Source organism: Psychrobacillus sp. PGGUH221 (assembly GCF_042055255.1).
Taxonomy (GTDB): domain Bacteria; phylum Bacillota; class Bacilli; order Bacillales_A; family Planococcaceae; genus Psychrobacillus.
Window position 1 is genome coordinate 271,639 of sequence record NZ_JAQMHQ010000007.1, and the last position, 24,069, is coordinate 295,707.

Below are 24,069 nucleotides of genomic sequence, written 5' to 3' on the forward strand. Positions count from 1 at the left end.
TAAAAAGGAGCTTATTATGACTGATCTTGGAATGACAAGGCTACACGAGATGATGGTCATTCTACAATCCGTTAGCCTTGTTTTTTATTTTATCGATTACTTGAATAAAGATCGTCGGGCACATCGTATAGGAGTATGGCTACTTTCCATCGTGTCATTCCTGCAAACGGTGTTTTTAGTTATGTATATCATTGATACAAAAAGATTTCCAATTCTTTCGCTATTTGAAGGAATCTACTTTTATGCATGGCTAATTATCACTCTAGCAATTGTATTGCAGATAGTATTCAAATTGGATTTACCTGCATTCTTTTTAAATATTATTGGGTTTATTTTTATGACCATCCATACTTTTGCGCCAAATCAAATGGATCAATCCGCTGTTGGAGAAGCCCTACTATCTGAATTGTTATTTATTCATATTATGTTTGCAATGTTAGCTTACGCTGCATTTTCATTATCATTTGTATTTTCATCCTTATATTTAATATTATATCGGGTGCTCAAAAAGAAAAAATGGACAAAGCAGTTTTCTCGATTGCCGTCATTGAAGCAAGCAGAAAATGGGATGACATTATCTATTTTGACAGGTATTCCTCTTTTGTTTGTAAGTTTAGTTCTTGGGTTAGAATGGGCATATGTATCATTAGATATATTTACCGTTTTTGATTTTAAAATTATCAGTTCTGTCATTTTATTGTTGATCTATGTGGTTGTGCTTCTTTTAAGAAATAAATCACGTTTTATAGGAACCAACTATGCTTGGATTCATATATATGCATTTCTATTTGTTTTGATAAACTTTTTATTAGGTAGTCAATTATCACAATTCCATTTTTGGTATTAAAGAGAGGTAGCGAAGCAATGCGTAAAATTATTGTAGGTTCGAGAAGAAGTAAATTAGCATTAACCCAAACGAATTGGTTTATTCAGCAAATGAAAGATATGGGTGCACCATTTGAGTTCGAAGTGAAAGAAATCGTAACAAAGGGTGATCAAATATTAGATGTAACTTTATCAAAAGTTGGTGGAAAAGGATTATTTGTAAAAGAAATTGAACAGGCATTGTATGATAAGGAAATTGATTTTGCAGTGCACAGCATGAAGGATATGCCTTCAGTTTTACCACCAGGTCTTGTAATGGGATGTACACCGAAGCGAGTAGACGAGCGAGATGCATTTATTTCTACTGGGCACGTAAAGTTAGCAGATCTTCCAAAAGGTGCGATTGTTGGGACAAGCAGTTTAAGAAGAAGTGCTCAATTATTATTGTTGCGCCCAGATATCGAGATTAAGTGGATACGTGGAAATGTTGATACGAGACTCCAAAAGCTCCAAGACGGTGAGTATGACGCAATTATTTTAGCCGCTGCAGGATTGAAGCGTCTTGGTTGGAGCGACGAAGTAGTAACGGAATACATATCAACAGAAGACTGTGTTCCAGCAGTAGGACAAGGAGCACTTGCAATTGAATGTCGAGAAGATGATGTAGAATTATTGGATGAGCTTAAAAAATTATCTGATCAGGATACATGGGATGCAGTACACGCAGAGCGTGCATTTTTAGCTGCGATGGATGGTGGCTGTCAAGTGCCGATTGCCGGACATGCTGTCATCAATGGCAATGAGATTACAATGACAGGTTTAGTCGCTGCACCAGATGCATCGGTTATTTATAAAGAAGTAGTTACAGGGAAAAATCCTGAAGAAGCAGGCAAAGAAGTAGCGCGTTTAGTTACAGAGCAAGGAGCATATGAACTAATACAAAAAGTAAAGGCAGATTTAAATGTCTAAGGAGATACCTTTACAAGGAGAGAATGTCATATTTACAGGGATTTTAAGGTCTTCCGAGGCTGTCGATCTTACGCTGAAATATGGAGGATACCCAGTAATTGCTCCGCTCATTGCGACCCAGGAGCTTGTTTCTGAAGCTGACGAACATAGGCTACAAGAATGTATCGACTATGATTGGTTTATATTCACGAGTCAAAGTAGTGTGCATGCCTTTCATTCGAAAATGAAAAAGTTTGGGTTACCTCCTTCTGTGATAAAAGCAAAAATTGCAGTAGTCGGTTCTAAAACTGCATGCGCAATTGAATCTATAGGCTTAAGGGTAGACTTTACCCCAACTGTTTTTAGTGCAGATGTTTTTGTAAAAGAATTTCCTGCATTTTCTTCATCTACTGAAACCTGTTTGTTTTTTAAAGGCAGTCTTGCAAAAGATACGATAACAAAAGGTTTAACAAACAAAGTAGATGAGTGGGTTATTTATGAAACAATAGAAGTGGAAGAAAATAAAGGGCATATTCAACATTTAATCGAAAATGAGCCGAATTGCTCCATCATATTTACAAGTCCATCTACCGTGAAAGTATTTCATGAAACTATTGGCATTCAAACTGGATACGAATCACTTACAGTTTGCGCGATTGGCCATATTACAAAAGAGTATTTGGAATCATTAAGTGCAACAGTTCATGTGATTCCAGAAACCTATACATTAACCGAAGTAATCCATGCATTAGTGGAATGGAAAGGGAGAGAATTATGACAGAATTTCAACGTCATCGTCGTTTAAGAAAAACAGCAGGAATACGAGCAATGGTTAGAGAAACATATTTACATAAAGAGGATTTGATTTACCCGATATTTGTTGCTGAGGGAGAAAATATAAAAAATGAAGTTAAGTCTATGCCTGGTGTATACCAATTTTCAATTGACCGTTTAGCAGAAGAAGTAGATGAAGTAGTAGAACTAGGTATTCCTTCTGTTATTTTATTTGGTCTTCCTCTTGAAAAGGATGAAATCGGTTCACAAGCGTTTCATGACCATGGAATTGTACAAGAAGGTATTCGCTTTATCAAAAATAGACACCCAGAACTTGTTGTCATTGCAGATACATGTTTGTGTGAGTATACCGATCATGGACATTGTGGTGTAGTGGATGCAACGGAACAAATTCTGAATGATCCATCTCTTGACTTATTAGCAAAAACAGCGATTAGTCAAGCAAGAGCAGGCGCAGATATTATTGCACCTTCTAATATGATGGATGGGTTCGTTACAGCAATTCGACAAGGTTTAGACGAAGCTGGCTTTGCTGATGTGCCGATTATGTCATATGCAGTGAAATATGCTTCTGCATACTATGGTCCGTTCCGAGAAGCTGCAGATGGTGCCCCTAAATTTGGTGATCGTAAAACATATCAAATGGATTATTCTAATCGTATGGAAGCAATTCGTGAAGCAACATCTGATATCGAAGAGGGAGCAGATTTCCTAATTGTAAAACCAGCACTTTCCTATTTAGATATCATTCGAGATGTAAAAAATAACTTTGATGTTCCAATTGTTGCTTATAATGTTAGTGGTGAATATGCAATGGTGAAGGCTGCTGCTATCAATGGATGGATTAATGAAAAAGAAACTGTTTTAGAAACTTTAACAGGGATGAAACGTGCTGGAGCAGATATTATTTTAACGTATCATGCAAAAGATGTGGCACGTTGGTTGGAGGAGAAGTAATGACAAAATCATATGACTTATCTAAACAAGCTTTCACAGAAGCTAAAGAATTAATGCCTGGTGGAGTAAACAGTCCAGTTCGTGCATTCAAGTCTGTAGATATGGATCCTATCTTTATGGAAAGTGGTAAAGGAGCTATCCTAAAAGATATCGATGGAAACGAATATATCGATTATGTTTTATCATGGGGACCTCTTATTTTAGGACATGCTGAACCAAATGTTGTAAAAGCAATTCAGCAAGTTGCGGAAGCAGGCACAAGTTTTGGAGCTTCTACACTTATTGAAAATAAACTTGCTAAATTGGTAATGGAACGTGTACCGTCTATCGAAATGGTTCGTATGGTGTCATCGGGAACGGAAGCAACAATGAGTGCTCTTCGTTTAGCGAGAGGGTATACCGGAAAAAATAAAATATTAAAGTTTGAAGGTAGCTACCATGGGCATGGTGATAGCTTATTGATCAAAGCAGGTTCTGGAGTTGCTACACTTGGTTTACCGGACAGTCCTGGTGTTCCTGAGTCCATCGCGAAAAACACGATTGCTGTACCTTATAATGATTTGGAGGGTGTACGTCACGTGTTCGAAAACTTCGGAGACGACTTAGCAGCTGTCATTGTTGAACCAGTTGCAGGTAATATGGGTGTGGTACCACCAGTCGAAGGATTTTTAGAAGGTCTTCGTGAATTAACAGAACAACATGGTACAGTATTGATCTTTGACGAAGTAATGACTGGATTCCGTGTAGGATATCATTGTGCGCAAGGTTACTATGGTATTACACCTGATTTAACATGTTTAGGTAAAGTAATTGGTGGTGGTCTTCCAGTAGGAGCTTTCGGAGGAAAACGTAAAATTATGGAACTGATTGCTCCAAGCGGCCCTGTTTATCAAGCTGGAACTCTTTCTGGTAATCCACTAGCTATGACTGCTGGATACGAGACGTTATCTCGATTGAACGAAGAATCTTATGCATACTTTACGAAACTTGGTGATTTACTTGAAAAAGGTTTCCGTGAAGCTGCAACAAAATATAACATCCCACATACAGTAAATCGTGCAGGATCAATGATTGGATTTTTCTTGACGAATGAAGATGTTATTAATTTTAACAAAGCTAAAACTTCTGACTTGGAGTTGTTTGCAAAATACTTCCGATTAATGGCCGAAGAGGGAATTTATTTACCACCTTCTCAATATGAAGGATTGTTCTTATCAAGTGCTCATACGGAAGACCATATTGAAAAAACAATTGCAGCATTCCATACAGTGTTTGAAAAATTATCAACTAAATAATTTAAAGAGAAGCCTCGCAATCATTTGCGGGGCTTTAGTTATTGATTAATCATATCGTTGATCTACACTACGTGCGGACGCTTTCCGCGGGCGGTCCGTGAGCCTCCTCAGGCCAACACGATGTTGGTCACGAAGGCGTTGCCACACGAGGTGGTGTTCTTAGCCTTCGTTCCTTTGTTAGCTCCTGTGGGTTCTCACCAGGACACGCTATTCACGCTGGAGTCGCCGCCCTCCGTTTCTATCAACTGAAGGCTATCGAAATAAGATAATTTACTTTAAAGGATACACAATGATAGGTGATGGGGGTTAATAATGAGAAATTAATTTTCATTTCAAGTAATATACCGATCATATCGTTAAATTCCCCTCCGTGCGGACGCTTTCCACGGGCGGTCCGTGAGCCTCCTCAGGTCATTTTCGCAGGAGTGTCGCCTTTTTCAACGGTTTCTAAAAATACTAATTGAAAAGCGGATAATAGTTGATTGGAGTAGAAGGCGGCGACTCCAGCCGGAATAGCAAATGTTTTCTGCACCGATAGCGAAGCGTCAGGTGCATGAGCTGAAGACCCTGGACTGAGCGTAGCGAAATTAATTTTTGCGACGAGCTTGCGCAGGAGCATTGTTTTTTGCGACGAGCTTTGCGCAGGAGCAAGGGAAGCGGCTGAAGCCATGCCGGCGGAACGCGTCCGCCTGTAACGGAAATTAACGGCAACTGTCCTCATAATTATTTTGCGACCGTTTTTCATATTTCATGAGTTTCTATCATAATTTGTCCTATATGAAGGAGGATGAAAAATGGAAGTGAAAGTATGGGACGTAAAAGAACAGTTTCTTTTTCCAGCGAGTTTTGGTATTCCTAAAGAGATAAAAACAGTTGAAGTAACTCCACAATATGAGCAAAGTGAAACAGAAGATTCGATTCAGATAATGGGGATCTATCACATTACCTGTCATGTTGAATTTGAAGAAGGTGAACATGAGCATCACGCTACAAGCGAATTTACCCAAATTGAGGATTTAGATGTTCAGGGTGAAGTAGGTTATTTCGAATATGCTGTACCGATGAGTGTAGAGATTTCAAAGGATAAAATACAACAAGGGTTTTCCCCTTCTTTAGATGTTCGCCGCGTACATTCTAAAACGACAGATCATGCAGCTATTGAAATTGCCTGGTCTGTTTATTGTGAATATGAAGCTCCAATGGTAGTTGAAAAAGAAAGTGAAAGAGAAGAATCGGATGAAGTAGAGATGTTAGAGAGTCCAAATAGTGTAGAATCGGAGCTTCAATTTATTTTTGATTTAGATGATGGAATGTCAAAGCTTACGTTTCCATCAAATTATGTCCTTGTAAAGCAAGAAGCAGATGAACAATAGAAAAACAAGTAAAATAAAATCCCAAGTTGTTGGAACAATTAATACACGGATAAGCTGAAAACCACAAATAGGAATAATAATTCCTTTACAATAAAAGCGTGTTTTTCTTAGCCAATCTGGTAACAAGTAAGGGTTATATCCTTTTCTCATTGTATATTCTCCTTTCACGTGACGTGACTTGACGTCATATCATAAGATTAGGTACAATATGAACAAACAATCCAATTCGCCTTGAAATACAGATTTTTAAATATCTGTGGAATTCTCTAGGCATTAATCTTTTTTCTACCGAATTGGTGATTTAGATTAAAATATTGATGCTATGAATGGGAAGAGTAAAATGAGTTAGTTATCGAAAGAAAGGAAACAAACTGCTGAAATGTTTCTGTTAACGGCCATTTGAAGGTAGCCCATGAGCAGCTTTTGTGAACTAACAGTAGCAATTGCCGGTTTGAAGCCGTTATCTAATTGAGAGCGTGATGTTATTTTTTGCATCTGCGAATAAAGGTGGTACCGCGAACAAACTCCTTCGTCCTTTAATGACGACAGGAGTTTTTTTATATTCTTTTTTAGGAGGAACACATATGACAAATGAAACAACTATGTCAACGAAGTACGATCCGCAATCGATTGAAAAAGGTCGCTATGAATGGTGGCTCAAAGGGAAATTTTTCGAGGCGCATCCAGAAAGCGCAAAAGAACCTTATACGATTGTGATTCCACCACCGAACGTAACAGGTAAGTTACACCTAGGGCATGCTTGGGATACTACATTACAGGATATTCTAATACGTATGAAACGTATGCAAGGATATGATGCTCTTTGGCTACCTGGTATGGATCATGCTGGTATTGCAACACAAGCAAAAGTAGAAGAAAAACTGCGTTCACAAAATATAACTAGATATGATTTAGGACGCGAAAAATTTGTCGAAGAAACATGGAAATGGAAAGAAGAGTATGCTGGTCATATTCGCGAGCAATGGGCAAAACTAGGTTTAGGTTTAGACTATTCAAGAGAACGTTTCACATTGGATGAAGGTCTATCGAATGCAGTTAAAGAAGTGTTCGTAAATCTTTACAATAAAGGTTTGATCTATCGCGGCGAGTATATTATTAACTGGGATCCTGCTACAAAGACGGCTCTTTCTGACATCGAAGTAATCCATAAAGATGTACAGGGTGCATTCTATCATATGCATTACCCACTCGCAGATGGTACTGGCACAATTGATGTTGCAACTACTCGACCTGAAACAATGCTAGGGGATAGTGCAGTTGCAGTGCACCCAGAAGATGAGCGTTATAAACATTTAATAGGTAAAACAGTGATTCTACCAATTACAAATCGTGAAATCCCAATCGTAGGGGATGATTACGTAGATATGGAGTTCGGTAGTGGGGCGGTTAAAATTACACCTGCACATGATCCAAATGACTTTGAAATTGGTAATCGTCATAATTTACAACGTATTTTAGTAATGAATGAAGATGGTACGATGAATAAAAATGCTGCTCAGTACGACGGAATGGACCGCTTTGCATGCCGTAAACAAATCGTGAAAGATTTACAAGACGCTGGTGTTTTATTCAAAATTGAAGAGCACATGCATTCAGTAGGCCACTCGGAGCGAAGTGGAGCAGTTGTTGAACCTTATCTTTCAACTCAATGGTTTGTAAAAATGCAACCATTGGCTGATGAGGCAATTAAATTACAACAAGCAGAAGAAAAAGTAAATTTTGTACCGGACCGTTTCGAAAAAACGTATTTGCAATGGATGGAAAACATTCATGATTGGTGTATTTCTCGTCAATTATGGTGGGGTCATCGAATTCCTGCTTGGTACCACAACGAAACAGGGGAAGTGTATGTTGGACACGAAGCTCCAATAGATGCTGAAAACTGGAGCCAAGATGAAGATGTATTAGATACATGGTTCTCATCTGCTCTTTGGCCATTTTCTACATTAGGTTGGCCAGATGAACAAAACGAAGAGTTTAAAAAATATTATCCAACAAATACACTTGTTACAGGATATGATATTATATTCTTTTGGGTTTCACGTATGATTTTCCAAGGAATTGAATTTACAGAAACTCGTCCATTTGAAGATGTTTTAATACATGGATTGGTTCGAGCAGAAGACGGACGAAAAATGTCCAAATCTCTTGGTAATGGTGTAGATCCGATGGACATAATTGCGCAGTATGGTGCAGATTCACTTCGTTATTTCTTAAGTACTGGTTCATCTCCAGGGCAAGATTTGCGTTTCTCTACGGAAAAAGTAGAAGCGGTTTGGAATTTTGCTAATAAGATTTGGAATGCATCTCGATTTGCATTGATGAATATGGAAGGATTAACATTTGAAGAAATCAATCTTGACGGTAAAAAATCAGTTGCAGATGCATGGATTTTAACTCGTTTGAATGAAACAATTGAACAAGTAACGAGACTTTCCGACAAATATGAATTTGGTGAAGTAGGTCGTGCACTGTATAACTTCATTTGGGATGATTTCTGTGACTGGTATATTGAAATGTCCAAACTTCCACTAAACGGAGAAGATGAAGAAGCGAAGAAAACGACACGTTCGGTACTAGCATATGTATTAGATAATACTATGCGATTATTACATCCATTTATGCCATTCATAACGGAAGAGATCTGGCAAAACCTTCCTCATGAAGGGGAGTCGATTACACTAGCTGCATGGCCAACTGTGAACGAATCTTTATCCAATAAAGAAGAAGCTGCAAGTATGAAATTACTAGCTGAAATTATCCGTTCTGTTCGTAATATTCGTGCAGAAGTACAAACACCGATGAGTAAAAAGGTGCCATTGTACATTTCAGCAAAAGATACAGACACATTGGCAGTATTAGAAGCAAATGCGAAATATTTGGAGCGTTTTTGTAATCCAGAGCCGTTAGTAATCGGTCAAGGTATTGAAGCGCCAGGTCAATCGATGTCTGCAGTTGTAACAGGAGCAGAATTATTCTTGCCATTACAAGGATTAATCGATATCGAAGCAGAAAAGGCTCGTTTAGAAAAAGAACTTGAAAAATGGACAAAAGAAGTGAAGTTAGTTCAAGGAAAGCTATCGAATGAACGCTTCGTTTCCAAAGCACCAGAAGCTGTTGTTGCAGAAGAGCGTGCAAAAGAACAAGATTATATAGAAAAACAAGCTACGGTTTTAAAACGATTAGAAGAACTTAAAAACATGTAATTTAAAGAAGAGAGTGTCGATTGATTATTAATCGACACTCTCTTTTATTATGACTGAAATTGGAGGACTGCATTTAGTGGGAATTAGGAATGCTTCCGTTGGAATATTGAATAGTCTAGTTAAATAACAGAAAAAAGAGTGAGCTAAAAACTCGGCTCACTCTTTTTCTTTTAATTTCTTATTAATATATTCCATGATTGGAATGGCAATATCTTTATTAGTAGTAGCAAAATAAGATCTTGCACCAACCGGATCTTCTATTTCATTAAACAACCAACTACCATCAGGCAGTAAGAGAAAGTCTATGCCAATGTAATCGCTTTTTAATGCTTTAGCTATTTTTTCCACATCTTTAATTTGTGCACTACTTAAATCGTATTTTTCTACGGTACCACCGAGCGTATAATTTGATTTAAAACTGTCTTCTGCACCAGTTCGTTTTACTGCTCCGACTACTTCCGATCCAAGCATAAATACTCGGACATCCGTTGCATTTGTTTCAATATACTTTTGTGCAATAATCGTTTTAGAATCATGCGCACGAATAAAGACATTTGCCTGCTCTTCCGTTTGGCATAACTCAACCTGTGAACCACCATGACCATCGATTGTTTTTATGACAACAGGGTAGTGAGAGATATCTGTTATTGTCTTAATTTTTCTAGTAGGCACGGTTTCAATTCCTAGCAGCTGCACGAGCTGAATGGCTTTCCATTTATCATTCGCAATTACATTCACTTCCGCGCGATTAAACATTGGTATATTCCTTTGTTCTAATTGCTTAGAAAGTAGAGGGTTCCTTGCTCTGAAAAAGATGAAATCTGCGTCAGGAATAGAGGAACTTCGGTCATCTATTATAGTCATGGATAGACCATGGTTTTCTCCAGCATTTATTAAACGTTCTATAAAGCTTCTATTTCTTTCAATTTCATGTAACTCATAAACTAGTAAGCCTTTCATATAAGAACTGTTCCTACTTTTGATAATGCATAGCTAATCATAGCATCTCCAACATTAATTCCGGTCACATTATAAATGTTACGAATATGGGCTACACCATTTACTTCACATACAAGTGGTTCTTCATCTTCTCCAAATAATAAATCTACTCCTGCAAACTCTGCATTAAGCGCATGAGCAGCAAGAATAGCCACTTCTTTTTGTCTTTCTGTAAGTTCTATTTGAGAGGCAGTTCCACCATTTGTAATATTCGCACGAAAATCTGTTTCGGAATGACGATGCATACAAGCGATTACCTGACCGCCTACGACATTTACTCGAATGTCACGTCCTCTACTATTTTCAATAAACTCTTGAAAAACATATTCTATTCCATTAAGTTCTTCAACTTTTTCAAAAAACTGTTCCTTTGTTTCTATTAAATAGACTTTAAAACCAAAAGAGCCATGTGCTTCTTTTATAATCATAGGTAATTTAATAGTTTCTAAAACTTGCTCGTAATAACCAGTATGTTGAATTGTAAAGTCTGTGTACACTTTTGGTGCAATAATTGTACGAGGCATTGGGACTTGCGCTTTTGCAAGTAACATATACTGGCGTGCTTTGTTATCACATATTTCAATTATATCGGGATCATTGAACACAGGAATACCTTCATTTTTTAAGAACTTAGCTAATAGTATGTCTTTATCTAAAAAGATGACAAAATCAGGTCTAGTGTTTAATCCTAGCTGGACGTCCATTAATAATTCGTAATTCTTTATTAATGTTGCTTGTATGCCTTGTTTAAGTGCTGCTTCTTGAAGAAGAAGAGCCTGATCGATAAATTTTTCATCTGTAAGACTTCCGTTGTATACAATCCAACATGTTTGCATAATGATTGACCTCCGCTAGTGCGTGATATAATACTGTTTATAAAGAAGTTTAGCATGAAATTATAAGAGAAGGAATAGGGTGAACGACGTGGAAATAAATAATTTTAATTTATATAAAAATAAATGGAATGTAATAAGTGAATCTATTATAAAACCTGGATTAGATTCCATAAAGATAGCACTAGAGAAGCTTGATAATCCTCAAAATAAACAAAGAACCATTCATGTCGCCGGTACGAATGGGAAAGGCTCAACAATAGCATTTATGAGAGCTATCGCAAAGGAACACGGTTTAAGATACGGATCCTTTACTTCACCAAGCATTATTGATGTGCATGACCAAATCCAATTAAACGGTGTAAATGTTAAGCCAGAACAAATGGATATGGCATTCGAAAAAATGCAACAAGCTAATTTAAGTGGAATGCTTACTGATTTTGAATTACTAACAGTTGCAGCATTCTTAGTTTTTGAAACTGAATCATTGGATATTGTGTTTATAGAGGCTGGTATGGGTGGGAGATTTGATAGTACAAACGTATTTCAAAAATCGTTAGCTGTAATACCTAGTATTTCAATCGATCATACAAACTTTTTAGGAGATACAATTGAAAAAATTAGTTGGCATAAGGCAGGAATATTGAAAGAAGATAGCAAATTAATTATAGGGCAATTAGAGCCGCAAGCAAAAACTGTTTTTCTTCAAGAAGCTTTTAAAAAGAATAGTGCAATTATTGAATATGGTAATGATTTTATTGTACATAATAATTCGTATTCATATGACAAGACTGTTTTTAATGAGTTACATCCGAGGATGCTAGGGAACCATCAGAAATCAAATATGGCTTTAGCGATAACGGCACTTTTGGAAAGTAGCTTCCCATTAGATGAAAGTAAAGTGCAATTGGCTGTTAAACATGCTCGTATGCAAGGAAGAATGGAGAGAGTAGAGGAAAATCTATATTTTGATGGTGCTCATAACAAAGCGAGTATTGATTCATTAGTAGAAACGATTAAATCTAATTTCCCACATAAAAAGATTCATTTTATTGTAGGTATTCTAAAAGACAAAGATTATATATATATGTTGAGAAAATTGGAGGAAATAGGTTCATCTTTTGAATTTGTACAATTCCATCATGAACGGGCATTACCGCCTAGTGAATTATATAAACACTGTTTACACGATGATAAACGTATTACTAAAGATATGGAAGAATTTTTGTTTAAAAATATTCAGAAAAATGATGTTACTATTGTCACGGGTTCGTTATATTTTATATCAGAGTTAAGAATAAAAACAGGTAAATAGTAGTTGAAATTTTCAGAGATTTAAGTGATATAATTTAATCAATCAATTAATAAGCTAATAGTAACAGATAAAATTTTTTGAGGGAGAATAATAGTCCTATGAATATATCAGTAAAAACCAAAAGAAATATTTTCATATTGTGGTTATTAGTCGTACCCTTAGGGTCTTTTTTAGTTTATCAATATGCTCCAAGTAGGCATGTTGAATGGGATGCTTATTTAATCCTCTTGTTATTAGTTTTATTAACAACTAGTTTTCCATTTTATATCTCTGGTAATACAATGTTTCTTAGTCAATGGGTTTCGCTAGCCGCATTTTTGAATTATGGGATATTTGCCGAACTGGTTCTTATGCAATTGTGTTTAATACCGATTGCTTTTCATATGAAAGCTAACAAAGATAATTTTTATCGCATCGCGTTTAGCTCTTTTATGTTCTTCATTATTTCGGTGGCCTGCGGTACTGTTGTACATTTACTTGGTTATAATTTAGGGTCCCTAGTAGTACAAGATGTTCTTCTCTTTGGTACAATTTACGCTCTTTGTGATGTCATTTTAAATCATGCAATCATTTATTTAAGAAATTCTTCGTTTGGAACCAATCCAAAATTATTAGACGAGTCTACCGTATGGGATGTTGTAGGATTAACGATTACATTACCTTTTGGGATAAGCTTATATTTTTTAGAGAGCTATGTAGGTACTATAGCATTTGTTCTTTTAGGCTTACCTTTTCTAATGATTACTCTTTTAGTCCGTTTATATAGCAACTCCGAGAAAGTAAATGCGGATCTTAATAAGGCAAGTCAATTTGGGCATGAGCTTGCTGAACGTATGACTGGTAAAGAGATAATTGATATGTTCATTGAACGCATTGCAAAGATGTTCCCAATCGATTCAGCTTATATAATTGAGGATTTGTATGGTAAATTTCAAATACTACGTGCTATAGAAGATGGAGAAAATGTGGAACTTTTCTTTGCTCCCGAAGAACTAGATAGTACTCTTGCAGGCATCATTTATAAAAAAGGTATTCCAACCTTATATGACAAACAAAGCGATTGGATTGAAATGAAACCACCTTTTCTTGCAACTGATATGCAAAGTGTAATGTGCGTACCAATCTATCGAAATCAAAAAATAGAAGGTGTTCTAGTACTTGCTTCACGTAAAAAATACGCTTTTGAGGCATACCAACTAAAAATGGTTCATTTATTATGTTCATATTTTGCTGTCTCCGTAGAGAAAGCTAAGTATGTAAGAGAGGCATTGGCAAGAAGTGAACGCTGCGAGTTAACAAATTTATATAATTATCGATACTTAGACAAACGTTTAGAATACTTTATGGAGAAATTAAGTCTTGGTGAATATAAAACCGTCTCCCTAATTATGATGGATATTGACCATTTTAAGTCGGTTAATGACACTTATGGTCACCAAAGTGGAAATATGATCCTAAAGGATTTTGCTAAAGTATTAAGTGAGGAAATAGGTTCAAATGGTACTGTGGCAAGGTATGGTGGGGAAGAATTTGTGATATTACTTCCTAATTACACAAAAGTTGAAGCCACAAATATTGCCGAACGATTACGGCGAAAAATTGAACAAACTCCCTTTATCGTTCAATTAGACTTAGATGAAAATGCGGGTGAAGAAATTATTTTCATAACAGCTAGCATCGGAGTTTCTACTGCCCCTGAAGACAGCGATGAAGGGATGTCGCTGCTTCGAAATGCAGACCGTGCATTATATATTGGTGCGAAACAAGCGGGTAGAAATAAAGTTGCGGAATATGTGAAATAGAAGAATGAAAAAAGAGAATCTTAGTTTAAGAAGATTCTCTTTTTTTATTTATTTATGTATAGTGTCTTTAGATTTTAGAGTATCAAAAAAAAATCTACGATGGTAAAATAGTATTAATCTAAGTAGCAGTGCTTGTGCTGAAAATAATATAGTATAGTTATATTCTCATGCTTTTGCTTTTAAATACATATTTGCAAAATTATAAATTTGAGGAATCAAAGATTATCCTCGTTGCGGATTTTGAAACAATGAACGATATTACTATATACGTGGAAAAGTTATTAAATAGTGAATATTTTACAGATGTGCAAGTACAGGAGATTACTAATTTTGACACACCATGCTGTACGGAAGAAAGTTCAACTACAGATTTTGATATTCAATCTCGTTACTCTGCTACCATAAGCCTGAATTATTTAGTGATAAGAAGTCGGGTTTCCTCATTATAGTTGCTCTAGTGTTTGTCATTATTGGTGCAATCTATTATTTTCTGATATATCCTCTCAAGGAAGAAAAACAATTAAAAGAAGTAACTGTCAGTAGTTTTCGAACAGAGGTACCTGTTTTACAAACAGAATTAGCCTCTTCTGAATTAGAAAGTGATGAGAAATAAGGAGCTAACTAAATGGAAATCGTACTAACAATATTATTTTTCATATACGGTCTAATTTTTGGGTCGTTTTTCAATGTGGTTGGATTACGTATTCCAAAAGGGAAATCCATTGTTCGTCCGCCATCTCATTGTACTGTTTGTAATCGAAATCTCACTGCTCGTGATTTGGTGCCTGTCCTTTCCTATTTGTTTTTACAAGGGAAATGTAGAGGCTGTGGGACGAAGATTCATTGGATGTATCCTGTGATAGAACTTGTCACTGGCCTCTTATTTGCTTTTGCTTATATTCAACTTGGTTTCACTTTAGAGTTGGTAGTTGCTATCTTGTTCATATCTTTACTAGTAATTATTACTGTTTCGGATATTGCCTATATGCTTATACCTGATAAGATTCTTTTGTTTTTTTTAGTTCCTTTGATTGTTGCAAGAATCTTCTCGCCGTTAACCCCTTGGTCGGAAAGTATTGTGGGAGCTGTAATTGGATTTGGTGTATTATTTTTAATTGCTGTATTGTCGAAAGGTGGTATGGGCGGAGGGGATATTAAATTATTTTTTGTCATCGGAGTAGTTTTAGGAACGATGCATACGTTGTTAACACTTTTTTTAGCTTCTCTTATAGGTGCAGTTGTGGGTGTGATCTCTTTGAGAATAGCTAAAAAAGGTAGGAAAACACCCATACCTTTTGGACCTTCCATTGCGGTTGCTGCTATTATCACCTATTTTTTTGGCGATACCCTTGTCGATTGGTATGTGAATATGTTTTTTTAACTCGATAAGTTTTTTGGACGAGCCGACATAGGTCTCGTCTTTTTTTAATTACTTAATGATAAGGTTGTGGGTAAAAGGGGTGAGCACATGCCGATTAGAAGGAGGAACCCGAGAAAAAAAGTAATACTGGCGGGTATACAGGGATTAGTTATCGGAGTTGTAGGAGTGTTGTTATTTGGTTTTATTTTAAACATGTCGAATGATAAAAAAGTGGAAGAACAAGCTCAAGAACAAGTTTCTACACCTACGAACGAGAAAGAAACAGATGAGAAAGTAGAAGTTACTGGGGAAGCTGCTCTACCATTTAAAGCAAAGCAATATGGTATGTTTACTTCAAAGGAAAGTGCAATGTCCTTTATAAGCACTCAACCTAGTCTTGAAAAAGCGAGTATCGTAAGAATAGGAAACGAATTTTATGTGTGGAGTGAACTTTTTGTAAATGAGGTAAGTACAAGCGAGGGTGATGTTCTACCCACGTTTCTAAAAACGATTAATATTTCCACAAATGCTTGTGCAGATCCTAAAGTAAAAAATATCATCAATATATTACAGGAAGAAAAACTATCAAAAAATTATTTTGACTCTATTGCCAAAAAAGAAAATTATCCAGATGACATGATGAATATAGTGACTGCTGTATCAACGTTTTCGGATGTTTCCTCAGTTATTAGACTACATGTATTTACGCATTATTTAGAGCAAAACGATTGCTTAAAATTGAATTTTTGATAGTTAAAAGTAATCAAAATTGAATTGTAATGGATTTATACACAATTTCCCTTTGTTCTAATCTTTTGTATCCTAATATAAAGGGGGAATAAGAATGAATCTTATTACAAAAGATAAACTAATTTTAGCAAGTGAGTCACCTAGAAGAAAGGAACTTTTTAGTAAATTAGGCGTACCGTTTGAAATCCAACCAGCTGGGGTTGATGAAGAGCTCGATGGTTTATATGAACCAGAGGAATTTGCTATAGCCATTGCAGATCTAAAAGCGAATGATATTGCACAGAGAAACCCAGGAGCAATCATTATTGCTGCTGATACAACTGTTCGAATAGGAAAAGCGTTATTAACGAAGCCAACAAACAATGCGCAGGCGGTAAAGTTTCTCAAGCTCCTATCAGGAAAGGTTCATCATGTAATTACTGGTGTTTCTATTGTGGGGCCAGATCTTAATCTTGCATTCGCTGAAACTACTTTAGTTAAATTTTATGAGTTATCTGATGAAGAAATTAATGCATATGTTGAATCTGGAGATCCATTAGATAAAGCAGGTGGATATGGAATCCAAACAATGGGGGGACTTTTTGTTGAAAAAATTCAAGGTGATTATAATAATGTTGTAGGTCTTCCTATAAGCCGGTTATATCAAACGCTTTTAAAGCTTGGAGTAATAGAATTCGCGAGGGAGACGTCTAAATGACTATAGATTTAACTCCAGCGTTAATGATTCGTGATGTCCATATTGCAGATCGCCCTCGAGAAAGATTAATAAGACAAGGGGCACAAAGCTTGTCCAACCAAGAGTTAATAGCTATCTTGCTTCGTACCGGTACGAAGCAAGAGTCTGTGCTTCACTTAGCAAATCGTGTCCTCCATTTTTTCGAACAAATTCAAGAATTAAAAAATGCTACGCTAGAAGAAATTATGTCAGTAAAAGGCATAGGTCAAGCGAAAGCGGTCCAGTTACTTGCAGCGGTTGAGTTAGGTCGAAGATTATCGCAGCAAAAAACAGATGAAAAGTTTACCATTCGTTCTCCAAAAGATGCCGCAACATACTTAATGCATGATATGACTTCATTAACGCAAGAGCATTTTGTCGTTTTGTTTTTGAATGTTAAAAATCAAATTCTCCATAAACAGACAATCTTCATCGGTTCACTTAATGCTTCAATTGTTCATCCACGAGAGATTTTCCGCGAAGCTGTAAAAAGATCAGCTGCTTCTATTATATGTGCACATAATCACCCTTCTGGTAATCCATTAAACATAGTAACCTAAACTAGAGTACTCTAAGTACTCTAAGTTTAGGTTTTTTTAATTTCAGTGCTTTGACTATTTAATATATAAAGGTATTATTCATAGTAGTTAAAGTGTTTAAAGGAGGGGAGAAAAATGAAAGTTCAAAAAGTAATTGTGGAGGAAAAACCATATCCATTATACATACTGCTAGATAAAAACTTTGAAGTGGTAGAACTGGTTAAGAAATTTATAAAGTATCTGGATAATACGGGGAAAGCTCCAAATACGATTAAAACATATTGCTATCATCTTAAGTTGTTTTATGAATTCATGAGCCAGAGAGGAATTAGATTAGAAGATTTACAATTTGAGGAAATGACAAACTTTGTGGGATGGTTAAGAAATCCAACTGGAGATGTAAAGGTAATAGGCTTACAACCAAAGAAGGCTAAAAGAGAAGAAACATCAGTTAATGCCATACTTAATGCTGTAACTAGTTTCTTAGAGTATTTAAATCGTACAGGAGATTTTAAGGCTATTGACATGTCTAAAGAGACAAGGGGAAGAAATTTTAAAGGATTTCTTCACCATATAACTAAAGGAAAATCTTATAATAAAAATATTTTAAAGCTTAGAGTCAAAAAGAAACTTGTCCAAGTATTAGAACATGAACAAGTCAAGGTAATAATTGATGCATGTCATACAAAAAGAGATAAATTACTTATTATGGTTATGTATGAAGGGGGACTTCGGATAGGAGAAGTATTATCCCTTCGTATCGAAGATATTTCTATGTGGGATAACCAGATTCATATCACTCCAAGAGATCATAATGAAAACGGAGCTTATATTAAACTTAAGAAAGAACGAACAATCGATGTTAGCAAGGAATTAATGGCTTTATATACTGATTATCTGGTACATGAATATGGGGAAGATTTAGAACACGATTATATATTTATAAATCTTAAAGATTCCTATTTCGGGCATCCCTTAAAATATCAAAGTGTATTAGACCTGATAAGAAGACTGGTAAAACGGACAGGGATCACCTTCAATGCCCATATGTTACGTCACACGCATGCCACAGAGCTTATTAGAAGTGGATGGGACGCTGCATACGTACAAAAAAGATTAGGGCATGCCCATGTACAAACAACACTTGATACGTATGTTCATCTTTCTAAGCAAGATATGAAAAATGAATATAAAAAGTATCTTCAAGGGAGAGAAACATGACAATGAAATTTCCAAGTGTAGCAACTAATAGAAAGCTTATCGCTAGTACAGAGATTAATAAAAAAATAGCTAATATGACAAGTTTTTTAAAAGGATTTTGGGCAGCAGATAGATGGGATATAAGAATTTGTCCGCATCCTAGTGCAATTGAGTTAAGTAAGAATCCATCACTAAGAAATCGTTGGGTAAATTTCGATAAGGTGGAAAATGTCTGGTTGAAAACCGAATTAAAATATTTTTATTACCTCCACTTGAATAATGGAGCTTGGAATGCAAAATCCGTTTGGATTAGAAAGGGAACAGTGATAAGCCGGATGATGGGATTTTTAAATTTAAAATACCCTAATATTACATCGATAACTGAAGTACCTATAAAAAAGGCTTTGACAGAATACCGAACTTACTTAGCAGAACAAAAAATAAAAACTACGACTACTAATTACAAACTTGATGTAAATCAGCAGAAAGTTACTGTACATGCGAACTCCTATTACGTTACTCATCTTAAGCAGTTTATGGAATTCTATGAGGACTTCTATTTTGATGGTGAAGAATGGGAAAAGGATGTTTGGAATCGAAGAAAACTATCGTTACCGGAAGATAAGGTAAATCCAACATCCTACGAGTATACGATCAACTTTAAGGGTTTTGAAAATAATTATTTTAAAGAAATAGTTAAGCTGTATTGTAAACTAATGTTAAACACTGCCAGCTTTTCTCACGTAGTAGATATAGCTTCAAAATTAAAAGAATTTTTTAATTTCATGAACAAAAATTATGAAGGTATACGAAGGATTCATCAATTAACTAGAAATGAAATCGAGCAATATTTTAATTATATTAATTTAAAAGGTTTAAAACCTAGTACCGTAACCGGTCGAATATCTACTTTAGACGTTTTTTTTACTACAATTCAAAGATATGACTGGAAGGATACGCCTTCTAAAATCCTTATCTTTCAAGAAGATTATCCTAAAGTGCCGAAGGCACTACCACGTTATATTGATGAACATATACTCGAACAATTAAATAGGAAATTAGATAAATTGGAACCTTATATCGCTACAATGGTCATGGTACTTCAAGAATGCGGAATGCGTATCAGTGAACTTTGTACATTGAAAAAAGGGAGCGTCATAACCGATAAAGAAGGGGATTGCTTTTTAAAGTATTATCAGTGGAAAATGAAGAAAGAGCATATCATTCCTATTTCTAAAGAAATTGCTGCATTAATATTAGTTCAAGAGCAAAGAGTGGCTGATAACCTCGATGATGGATGTGTATATGTATTTCCTCGAAAAGATGGCTCGCCATTGAAGCAAGATACCTTTAGGGTAAAATTAAATGAATTAGCTTATGAAGAAAAGATAACGGATAGCAATGGAGAAATTTTTCGGTTTCATGCTCATGCCTTTCGGCATACGGTAGGCACAAGAATGATAAACAACGGAGTACCACAGCATATTGTACAGAAATTTTTAGGTCACGAATCACCAGAAATGACGGCGAGATATGCACATATTTTTGATGACACCTTAAAGAAAGAATTTACTAAATTCAAGGAAACTTTAGTGACGAATAATGGCAGCATTTTGGAGTTAGGTGAAGAAGATAATGAAGCTGATAATACAGATCTTCAATGGTTTAAGAAGAATATAAATGCACAAGCACTTCCCAATGGCTATTGTCGCTTACCAGTAATTGCAGGACCTTGCCCTCACGCAAATGCTTGTCTAGATTGCACAAACTTCTGTACAAGCAAACAGTTTCTAAATGAACATGAAGAGCATTTAGAACGCACTAAACAATTGTTAGACAGAGCTAAACAGTATCAATGGCAACGTCAGGTTGAAACTAACGAACGTGTTAAAAATAGGCTAGAGCAGATTATTCATTCGTTAAAGGAGACGAATTAAGATGACCAGAAAGAGTAACACATCTGCTATAATTCAACTTTCAAAGGAGAAGTCCGAGAAAACAAGGATTAGAGTTGAAAAAGCTATTTCAGAGATGGCAATAAAAAAAGAGAAAATCAACTTTAATACTGTTTCTAGAAAGGCTAGTGTTTCAAAGTCATGGCTTTACAAACAGAAAAACATTAGAACTAGAATAGAGACATTAAGAGGGATGCAAATAAGTGAATTAGCTCCCCGTAAACAAAGTAAAAGCTCCCGTTCAGAGGATATATTAATAAAAACCTTAAAAAGCCGTATAAAGGCATTGGAAGAAGAGAATAAACAATTAAAAGATCAGGTTCAAAGATTACACGGCAAATTGTTTTAGTATTAATGAACACCATCCTATAAATCGGATGGTGTTCATTAATGGTTGCTTAGTTTTCTAGATATCGATATAAAGTCGTTTTACTAATGCCTGTTTCATCCCTTATTTCAGCTAAACTGTATTTTTTACTTTCATACATGATAATTGCTTGCTGTACATTTTCATCAGGTTTTCTTGGACGTCCTGTAGTAACGCCTTTTTTCTGTGCATTACGTACCCCCTTTTTAGTCTTTTCACTGATTACATCGCTTTGAAATTCGACAAGATGCTTCACGATATGGCTAAATTGATACCTACTTCCATTACTTGTATCGATTCCTTCCTTAATCGATTGGATACAAGCTCCTTTTTCTTCAATCGCTTGCAATAGCTCCACTAGATGACGTGTTGAATCTGCCAGTGAATAGAGTTTTGCGATTATTACTTTGTCCCCCGGTTTGAGGTTATCAATCATGCTTTTCAGTTGCGTTCTTTTCTTTGCGGAAGAGTATTCCTCTGCGATTATTTTTTCGCATTTTAATTTTCTTAATTCCGTTATTTGTATATCACAAGTTAAATCATCATCATTAGGTCTCATATAACCGATTAACATATTAGACACCCCTTAAATATAAAGAAGTTTGCCTATATCATAGCATAAGTTTCATCATTTTTCGTTCCGAAAAGGTTCCATTTTGGGACGATAAGTGATAAACTGACTTTATTCTATTCGAACCCGGCTTTTATGAGAGTTAAAAGCCATAAAATTTTATGTAGAAGAGGTGTAGACTTAAGTGGTAGAAAAAATTAGAAAAGAATGGTTTTCAAATGTAAGAGGGGATATCCTTGCTGGAATTGTTGTTGCGTTAGCATTAATTCCTGAAGCAATTGCATTCTCCATTATTGCAGGAGTCGATCCTATGGTAGGATTGTATGCTTCCTTTTGTATTGCCGTTATCATAGCCTTTGTTGGTGGACGTCCTGGAATGATTTCAGCTGCAACAGGTGCAATGGCATTGCTAATGGTTCCATTAGTAAAGGAACATGGCCTTGATTATCTATTAGTAGCAACGGTTTTAACTGGTGTAATCCAAGTGCTGTTTGGCATTTTTAAAGTAGCCAAAGTAATGAAATTCATACCTAGAGCAGTCATGATTGGTTTTGTAAATGCGTTAGCGATCTTAATTTTTATGGCTCAAGTACCCCATTTTATTGGAATCTCTAATATGACGTATGTGTTTGTAGCAGTCACTTTAGTAATAGTATATATACTCCCGAGATTCATCAAGATTGTTCCGGCCCCATTAATTGCAATTGTTGCCTTGACAGCAGTTGCTCTTTATACAAACTTTGATTTGCGGACAGTAGGTGATTTAGGAGCCATTACAAGAACACTGCCAGAGTTTTTCATACCAAACGTTCCATTTACGTTTGAAACTTTAGCAATAGTATTTCCCTTTTCTTTCGCATTAGCGATTGTCGGATTATTAGAGTCATTACTAACTGCTTCCATCGTAGATGATATGACAGATACAGAGAGCGATAAAAACAAAGAATCAAGAGGACAAGGTATTGCGAACATCATTACAGGTTTCTTTGGTGGAATGGCAGGATGTGCAATGATTGGACAATCCGTTATAAATGTGAAATCTGGTGGACGTGGTAGATTATCCAGCTTGATCGCAGGTTTGTTTTTAATATTTTTAATCATTGTATTAGGTGATTTAGTCGTACAAATACCAATGCCTGTTCTTGTAGGAATTATGATTATGGTTTCAATTGGTACATTTGATTGGTCTTCATTTACCTATCTTAGAAAAGCACCAAAAACGGATGCTGCTGTTATGTTAATAACCGTTGGTATCGTTGTGGCAACCCATGACTTATCAAAAGGAGTTATTGCAGGTGTCATTCTAAGTGCCATTTTCTTTGTCGCTAAAATCTCAAGTTTGAAAGTGAGAAGCAATTACAAAAATAGCAAAATAATTTTTGAAGTAGAAGGCCAACTATTTTTCGCCTCGGTTGAAGACTTTTTAAAGTCATTTGACTTTAGCGTTGAGAATAAAGATATAATAATTGATTTTTCAAATGCACATATTTGGGATGATTCTGCTGTAGGTGCTGTAGATAAAACTGTTATTAAATATCGTGAGAAAAACAATACTGTTACCATCATAGGGTTAGATTCATCCAGCAAAAGAATCTTAGATAAGCTAGCTATTTATAATAATGTGAATTCAAAACAGGCGTCACATTAAATGAAATTTGGAGGTAGAAAAATGTACAGAAGAATATTATTGGCTGTAGATGGATCTGAGAATTCAATTCGGGCAACTGAAGAAGCAGTGAAAATTGCTTCTTTAATTCCAAAATGTAAAATTGAAGTCGTATATGTTGCTGATTTTTCAAAATCCAAGAATGAGATACTTCATTCGCAAGGAAAAGAAGAATTGGCATACTCACGTCGCAAAAGACTCTATCCTGTAGAGGAAAAAATAAAATCGAAAAATATAGACTATGAGCTTAAAATATTACATGGATATCCTGGTCCGACAATTATTGAATATGCTAATGAAGAAAAAGTCGATTTGGTCGTTATAGGTAGTCGGGGTTTAAACTCTTTGCAAGAAATGGTATTAGGTAGCGTGAGTCATAAGGTAGTAAAAAGAGTGGACTGTCCCGTTCTTATTGTTAAATAAGAATGCTAGAAATAGATTTAGATATTATCACTAGTGTTGCATAAATAGTGTCATAATTTTCAGTTTACTCACCTTCCCTGTTTAGAGGCAAAAAAGTAAATACCCAATCAAAGGTGGCCCCATCCATTTGGAAATTTATTTACAATTAGACTTT

General features: G+C 35.7%; 22 protein-coding genes, 1 pseudogene and 1 other annotated feature. Of the genes and pseudogenes, 19 read left to right on the top strand and 4 right to left on the bottom strand.

Features of this window, described 5'->3' with window-relative positions; translation table 11 throughout:
- The first annotated feature begins 16 nt into the window (after positions 1 to 16).
- Genes ccsA through hemL form a run of 5 tightly spaced genes read left to right on the top strand, consistent with a single transcriptional unit; the run spans position 17 to position 4,820 of the window.
- A complete protein-coding gene (gene ccsA / locus PGC35_RS13815) occupies positions 17 to 847 on the top strand; it encodes a cytochrome c biogenesis protein CcsA (RefSeq protein WP_056831515.1) in 831 nt (276 codons plus the stop codon).
- Between the two features lie 17 nt (positions 848 to 864).
- Positions 865 to 1,794, top strand: a complete 930-nt coding sequence (gene hemC / locus PGC35_RS13820; protein ID WP_375219564.1) for a hydroxymethylbilane synthase — start codon at positions 865 to 867, stop codon at positions 1,792 to 1,794.
- Positions 1,787 to 2,551, top strand: coding sequence for a uroporphyrinogen-III synthase (locus tag PGC35_RS13825; protein ID WP_375219565.1), 765 nt, complete (start codon positions 1,787 to 1,789; stop codon positions 2,549 to 2,551). The genes hemC and PGC35_RS13825 overlap by 8 nt, the downstream gene beginning before the upstream one ends.
- A complete protein-coding gene (hemB, locus tag PGC35_RS13830; protein WP_053588740.1) occupies positions 2,548 to 3,525 on the top strand; it encodes a porphobilinogen synthase in 978 nt (325 codons plus the stop codon). The genes PGC35_RS13825 and hemB overlap by 4 nt, the downstream gene beginning before the upstream one ends.
- The gene (gene hemL, locus PGC35_RS13835) at positions 3,525 to 4,820 is read left to right on the top strand and encodes a glutamate-1-semialdehyde 2,1-aminomutase (protein WP_375219566.1); all 1,296 of its coding nucleotides are present in this window, start codon (positions 3,525 to 3,527) and stop codon (positions 4,818 to 4,820) included. Before hemB ends, hemL begins: the two co-directional genes overlap by 1 nt.
- A gap of 406 nt (positions 4,821 to 5,226) precedes the next feature.
- Here hemL and PGC35_RS13840 read toward each other — a convergent pair whose 3' ends face one another.
- Entirely contained in the window at positions 5,227 to 5,490 is a 264-nt protein-coding gene (locus PGC35_RS13840; RefSeq protein ID WP_375219567.1) for a hypothetical protein, read from the bottom strand.
- A gap of 124 nt (positions 5,491 to 5,614) precedes the next feature.
- Between PGC35_RS13840 and PGC35_RS13845 the strand changes: the two genes are divergently transcribed.
- Together PGC35_RS13845 and PGC35_RS13850 are read left to right on the top strand one after the other, a co-directional pair.
- Complete coding sequence (locus PGC35_RS13845) at positions 5,615 to 6,193, top strand: hypothetical protein (RefSeq protein WP_375219568.1); 579 nt, start codon at positions 5,615 to 5,617, stop codon at positions 6,191 to 6,193.
- Positions 6,194 to 6,506: 313 nt separating this feature from the next.
- Positions 6,507 to 6,733: a binding site (T-box leader), on the top strand.
- 44 nt (positions 6,734 to 6,777) lie between these two features.
- A complete protein-coding gene (locus tag PGC35_RS13850) occupies positions 6,778 to 9,420 on the top strand; it encodes a valine--tRNA ligase (RefSeq protein WP_375219569.1) in 2,643 nt (880 codons plus the stop codon).
- A 156-nt stretch (positions 9,421 to 9,576) separates the two neighbouring features.
- Here PGC35_RS13850 and PGC35_RS13855 read toward each other — a convergent pair whose 3' ends face one another.
- Entirely contained in the window at positions 9,577 to 10,380 is an 804-nt protein-coding gene (locus tag PGC35_RS13855) for an ATP-grasp domain-containing protein (RefSeq protein WP_375219570.1), read from the bottom strand.
- Positions 10,377 to 11,255, bottom strand: coding sequence for an ATP-grasp domain-containing protein (locus PGC35_RS13860; protein ID WP_375219571.1), 879 nt, complete (start codon positions 11,253 to 11,255; stop codon positions 10,377 to 10,379). The genes PGC35_RS13855 and PGC35_RS13860 overlap by 4 nt, the downstream gene beginning before the upstream one ends.
- Before the next feature lie 88 nt (positions 11,256 to 11,343).
- Between PGC35_RS13860 and PGC35_RS13865 the strand changes: the two genes are divergently transcribed.
- From PGC35_RS13865 to PGC35_RS13910, 10 genes and pseudogenes are all read left to right on the top strand, one after another.
- Positions 11,344 to 12,567, top strand: a complete 1,224-nt coding sequence (locus tag PGC35_RS13865) for a bifunctional folylpolyglutamate synthase/dihydrofolate synthase (protein ID WP_375219572.1) — start codon at positions 11,344 to 11,346, stop codon at positions 12,565 to 12,567.
- Positions 12,568 to 12,665: 98 nt separating this feature from the next.
- Complete coding sequence (locus PGC35_RS13870) at positions 12,666 to 14,369, top strand: sensor domain-containing diguanylate cyclase (RefSeq protein WP_375219573.1); 1,704 nt, start codon at positions 12,666 to 12,668, stop codon at positions 14,367 to 14,369.
- A gap of 167 nt (positions 14,370 to 14,536) precedes the next feature.
- Positions 14,537 to 14,818 carry a PilN domain-containing protein gene (locus PGC35_RS13875; RefSeq protein WP_375219574.1) on the top strand — a complete coding sequence of 94 codons (282 nt, stop codon included), beginning with the start codon at positions 14,537 to 14,539 and terminating at the stop codon, positions 14,816 to 14,818.
- Between the two features lie 176 nt (positions 14,819 to 14,994).
- Positions 14,995 to 15,750, top strand: coding sequence for a prepilin peptidase (locus PGC35_RS13880; protein ID WP_375219575.1), 756 nt, complete (start codon positions 14,995 to 14,997; stop codon positions 15,748 to 15,750).
- Positions 15,751 to 15,837: 87 nt separating this feature from the next.
- The gene (locus tag PGC35_RS13885) at positions 15,838 to 16,479 is read left to right on the top strand and encodes a hypothetical protein (RefSeq protein WP_375219576.1); all 642 of its coding nucleotides are present in this window, start codon (positions 15,838 to 15,840) and stop codon (positions 16,477 to 16,479) included.
- A 94-nt stretch (positions 16,480 to 16,573) separates the two neighbouring features.
- A complete protein-coding gene (locus PGC35_RS13890; protein WP_053588749.1) occupies positions 16,574 to 17,176 on the top strand; it encodes a Maf family protein in 603 nt (200 codons plus the stop codon).
- Positions 17,173 to 17,736: pseudogene (gene radC, locus PGC35_RS13895) on the top strand (RadC family protein); the annotation flags it as partial. The gene PGC35_RS13890 and the pseudogene radC, both read left to right, overlap by 4 nt.
- 132 nt (positions 17,737 to 17,868) lie before the next feature.
- A complete protein-coding gene (locus tag PGC35_RS13900) occupies positions 17,869 to 18,954 on the top strand; it encodes a tyrosine-type recombinase/integrase (RefSeq protein ID WP_191778584.1) in 1,086 nt (361 codons plus the stop codon).
- Positions 18,955 to 18,956: 2 nt separating this feature from the next.
- Positions 18,957 to 20,870 carry a tyrosine-type recombinase/integrase gene (locus PGC35_RS13905; RefSeq protein ID WP_191778856.1) on the top strand — a complete coding sequence of 638 codons (1,914 nt, stop codon included), beginning with the start codon at positions 18,957 to 18,959 and terminating at the stop codon, positions 20,868 to 20,870.
- A gap of 1 nt (position 20,871) precedes the next feature.
- Entirely contained in the window at positions 20,872 to 21,237 is a 366-nt protein-coding gene (locus PGC35_RS13910; RefSeq protein ID WP_191778583.1) for a DUF6262 family protein, read from the top strand.
- Positions 21,238 to 21,286: 49 nt separating this feature from the next.
- Here the strand turns inward: PGC35_RS13910 and PGC35_RS13915 are convergent, their stop codons facing one another.
- Positions 21,287 to 21,829 carry a recombinase family protein gene (locus tag PGC35_RS13915; protein WP_337018641.1) on the bottom strand — a complete coding sequence of 181 codons (543 nt, stop codon included), beginning with the start codon at positions 21,827 to 21,829 and terminating at the stop codon, positions 21,287 to 21,289.
- Positions 21,830 to 22,010: 181 nt separating this feature from the next.
- Here PGC35_RS13915 and PGC35_RS13920 point away from each other — a divergent pair, with 181 nt between their 5' ends.
- Positions 22,011 to 23,474 (top strand): SulP family inorganic anion transporter, encoded by a 1,464-nt coding sequence (locus tag PGC35_RS13920; RefSeq protein ID WP_191778581.1) that lies wholly within the window; start codon positions 22,011 to 22,013, stop codon positions 23,472 to 23,474.
- 21 nt (positions 23,475 to 23,495) lie between these two features.
- Positions 23,496 to 23,915 (top strand): universal stress protein, encoded by a 420-nt coding sequence (locus PGC35_RS13925; RefSeq protein ID WP_191778580.1) that lies wholly within the window; start codon positions 23,496 to 23,498, stop codon positions 23,913 to 23,915.
- Positions 23,916 to 24,069: the final 154 nt, after the last annotated feature.